Origin of the sequence: Mesorhizobium sp. M7A.F.Ca.CA.002.09.1.1 (assembly GCF_003998555.1) — a bacterium.
Lineage (GTDB): Bacteria > Pseudomonadota > Alphaproteobacteria > Rhizobiales > Rhizobiaceae > Mesorhizobium > Mesorhizobium ciceri.
In genome coordinates, this window is the sequence record NZ_RZRR01000552.1 from 1 (window position 1) to 3,837 (window position 3,837).

Consider the following 3,837-nt stretch of genomic DNA (forward strand, 5'->3'; position numbering starts at 1 on the left):
TCGGAAAACATCCGCGTAAAATCGATCGTCGGCCGTTTTCTCGAGCACAGCCGCATCTATTGTTTCGGCAATGGTTTCGGCCTGCCGTCGGACGAGGCGATCGTCTACATCTCCTCGGCCGACCTGATGCCGCGCAATCTCGACCGCCGCGTCGAAACCATGGTGCCGATCACCAATCCAACTGTGCATGAACAGATCCTTGGCCAGATCATGCTGGGCAACATTATGGACAATCAGCAAAGTTTCGACGTATTGGCTGATGGAACCTCCCGGCGCGTCGTGCTGGAGGAGGGCGAGGAACCGTTCAACGCGCAGGAATATTTCATGACCAATCCGAGCCTGTCGGGACGGGGTGACGCGCTGAAGTCGCATGCGCCCAAGCGCATCGCGCAGTTCAAGCGCCGCAAGAAGAACGCTGCAGCGTCCGGCTGATGCTGTCTGATTCTCAGGGCCGGCTGCAGGACCGCCGACCGCTGTCCATCATCGACATCGGATCGAACTCGATCCGTCTCGTCGTCTATGAGGGGCTGGCGCGCTCGCCGACCATGCTGTTCAACGAAAAGATGCTGGCCGGTCTCGGCCGCGGCATCGTTTCGACGGGCAAGCTCGACCCCGAGGCGGTAACGCGCTCGATGGAAGAGTTCCGCCGCTTTCGTGCGCTTTCCGACCAGGCGGGCGCCGAGCAGATGTATGTGCTGGCGACCGCGGCGGCCCGCGAGGCGGTCAACGGCCCCGATTTCATCCACCGCGCCGAGGATGTGCTGAAGACCGAGATCCGAGTGATCAGCGGTCGTCAGGAAGCGTACTATTCCGCGCTCGGCGTCATTTCCGGTTTCCATCCGGCCGATGGCATCGCCGGCGATCTGGGCGGCGGCAGCCTCGAACTGGTCGATGTCAGCGGCGAGGCGATCGGCGACGGCATCACGCTGCCGCTGGGCGGCCTGCGCCTGCAGGACATGGCGAAGAACTCGCTGACCCAGGCGGCCAGGATCGCGCGTGACGAACTGGCGAAGGCCAAGCTGTTGAAAGGCGGGCAGGGCAGGCCCTTCTACGCCGTCGGCGGCACCTGGCGAAATCTTGCCCGGCTGCACATGGAAATGACCAACTATCCGCTTGGCGTCATGCACCATTACGAGATATCGGCCGAAAGCGCGGCGAACTTCCTCAAGCAGGTGGCCAAGGCCGAGATCGAGAAGGTCAAGGGCATCGAAGGCGTTTCGAAGAACCGCCGTTCGCTGCTGCCCTATGGCGCCATCGTGCTGCAGGAGATCATGGCGGCGATGCAGCCGTCGAAGATCATCGTCTCGGCGCTTGGCGTGCGCGAAGGCTTTCTCTATTCGCTGCTCGACGAGGCCGAGCGGAAGGCCGATCCGCTGATTTCGGCCTCGGAGGAACTCGCCCGCCTGCGCTCGCGCTCCGTCACCCATGCGCATGAACTTGTCGACTGGACCGCCAAGACCTTTGCCGCCTTCGGCATCGACGAGACCGAGGACGAGGCGCGCTACCGCCACGCGGCCGCATTGCTGGCGGACATCGGCTGGCGCGCGCATCCCGAATACCGCGGCAAGCAATCGCTCAACATCATTGCGCACGCGTCCTTCTTCGGCGTCGACCATCCTGGCCGTGCTTTCCTGGCGATGGCCAACGCCTATCGTCACGACGGCATCTTCAACGAAGCCATCGCCCCCGAGATCAAGGCTCTGGCATCGCCGCGTTATCTGGAGCGCGCCCGCGTCCTCGCCGCGATGATGCGCGTCGTCTACCTGCTGACGGCGTCGATGCCCGGCATCATGCCCAGGCTGAAATGGGAACAGCGCGCCAACGGCGTGCTGGCGCTGGTCTTGCCGGCATCGCTGGCCGATCTCTATGGCGAGCGGCCGGCCGGGCGCCTGGCGCAGCTGGCCAGGATCACCAACCGCCGGCTGGTGCTGGCCGTCGAGGGTGGCCCCAGCATGTCAGTGAAATAAGGCGCTAGCTGCTAGCAGACCCGTGTCTTATCTGACTTAAGCGGAGACCTGCCGGTCGTACTTCGCCGGCGGCTTCGCCTTTGATGACCGGCTTCCCCCAATCCGTCGCTGCTTTGCAGCGCCACCTTTCCCCCCTCCGGAGGGAAAGGAAGGGAGCCTCGTTGGAAGAGCGTTGGCGGCAATAGGCTCGCGGCCTTCCTCTACCCCGTCGATCAGGGGAGAGGTGACTCGACGAAGCCGAGACGGAGTGGGGTCGATCAGCTCGGGCCCATCTACGCAAAAATATCAAACCGCGCCGCGCCCGTCGATCGACCATGCGCCGGCGCCGGCCATCGCCAGCGCTACAAACCCACCTGATATCGCAATGTCCTTCATCAGCATCTGCTGGTGCAGGAAGGCGAGCATCGCGTCGCCGCCGCCCTGGCCATAATGGCCGATGAAGCCGGCGACGATACAGAAGGCAGCGAGCAGAAGCGCTATGATCCGGGTCTGGAAACCGACCAGGATGAGCAGCCCGGCGATCAGTTCGAACAGTCCCGTGCCCCAGGCAGCAAGTGTCGGCAGCGGCAGGCCGAGGCCGGCGAAATAGCCTGTGGTGCCGGCGATGTCGCTCAATGCATGGAAACCGGAAGGCACGAACAGGGCGGCGAGCAGCAGCCGGGAGAGCAGGAGCAGCGCGTTGCGGGGCATGTTCACCTCCGTTGTCGGCCGCCGGCCGGCCTCGTCCCGATAGCCCCGATCCTATCAGAAACTCCGGCCGACAGATCGGCGGTCATGCACCAACAACGAAAAAGCGGCGCGGAAAATTCCGCGCCGCTTTCTTGTTCGGCTATTGCCGGGTCTTGGCTCAGCCGCGCTTGGCGTCGATCGAATAGGCACCGGCGCCCGAGGAAGCCAGCACGAGGAAGCCGCCCGCAATGGCGAGGTTCTTGAGAAACTGGATCATCTGCATCTGGTCGGCCCAACCGGTATGGGCGACCAAACCGGTAGCGACCGTGAAGACCGCCAGCACCCAGGCGACAATCCGGGTCTTGAAGCCGACGAGGATGGCGAGGCCGCCGAGAAGCTCGATCAGGCCGACGACGGTGGCCGTTACGGTCGGCAAGGGCAGGCCGAGGCTGCCGAAATAGCCCGCTGTTCCGCTAATGGCGGTGAGCTTGCCGAAACCTGAAAGCAGGAAGATGACCGCGAGCAGGACGCGGCCGAGGAGGATGGTGGTCGAGGCATTGGATGCGCCGGAACCGGCGACTGAAATGTTGGTGGACATGGTGGCTCTCCGGGATGGGTTGATGCCGGGGAGATAGAGCAAACCGACTGTTCACCAAAGCCACCAGACTGGCGACACATTGTTCACAGTACTTACGTTTCCGTGATCGGGCGGCCTGCGCAAAATTCGCTTCGGGTGAGGTCGTGACGGGAGTAAATTCTCCCCTCACGAAATACCGGGCTTTTGGTTGACGCAATTCCGGACCGAAAACCGCAGACACTTTTCCTGGAATTGCCTACCCCGGATGCGTCATATCCTCCGGCCGCACCAGCCGGTCGTAATCGGCTTCGCTGACCAGCCCGGTGGCGAGCGCTTCCTCGCGCAAAGTGGTGCCCTTCTTGTGCGCGGTCTTGGCGATCTTGGCGGCATTGTCGTAGCCGATGGTCGGCGCCAGCGCCGTCACCAGCATCAGCGAGCGGTCGAGTGCCGCCTTGATGTTGTCTTCGCGGGCCTCGATGCCGACGACGCAATTGTCGGTGAAGGAGACCGAGGCGTCGCAGAGCAACTTCACCGACTGCAGGAAGTTGTAGGCCATCAGCGGATTGTAGACATTGAGCTCGAAATGACCCTGGCTGCCGGCGAAGGTGAGCGCCGCATTGTTGC

3 protein-coding genes and 2 pseudogenes are annotated in these 3,837 nt (G+C 63.2%); 2 read left to right on the top strand and 3 right to left on the bottom strand.

Annotated features, from left to right (window positions below; translation table 11 throughout):
* Together EN994_RS21755 and ppx are read left to right on the top strand one after the other, a co-directional pair.
* Nucleotides 1–432, top strand: a pseudogene (locus EN994_RS21755) (RNA degradosome polyphosphate kinase); the annotation flags it as partial.
* Nucleotides 432–1,967 carry an exopolyphosphatase gene (gene ppx / locus EN994_RS21760; RefSeq protein ID WP_013532415.1) on the top strand — a complete coding sequence of 512 codons (1,536 nt, stop codon included), beginning with the start codon at nucleotides 432–434 and terminating at the stop codon, nucleotides 1,965–1,967. The pseudogene EN994_RS21755 and the gene ppx, both read left to right, overlap by 1 nt.
* 285 nt (nucleotides 1,968–2,252) lie before the next feature.
* Here the strand turns inward: ppx and EN994_RS21765 are convergent, their stop codons facing one another.
* From EN994_RS21765 to fumC, 3 genes and pseudogenes are all read right to left on the bottom strand, one after another.
* The gene (locus EN994_RS21765) at nucleotides 2,253–2,657 is read right to left on the bottom strand and encodes a DoxX family protein (RefSeq protein ID WP_013532414.1); all 405 of its coding nucleotides are present in this window, start codon (nucleotides 2,655–2,657) and stop codon (nucleotides 2,253–2,255) included.
* Nucleotides 2,658–2,814: 157 nt separating this feature from the next.
* Nucleotides 2,815–3,234 (bottom strand): DoxX family protein, encoded by a 420-nt coding sequence (locus EN994_RS21770; RefSeq protein ID WP_013532413.1) that lies wholly within the window; start codon nucleotides 3,232–3,234, stop codon nucleotides 2,815–2,817.
* 235 nt (nucleotides 3,235–3,469) lie between these two features.
* Nucleotides 3,470–3,837, bottom strand: a pseudogene (gene fumC, locus EN994_RS21775) (class II fumarate hydratase); the annotation flags it as partial.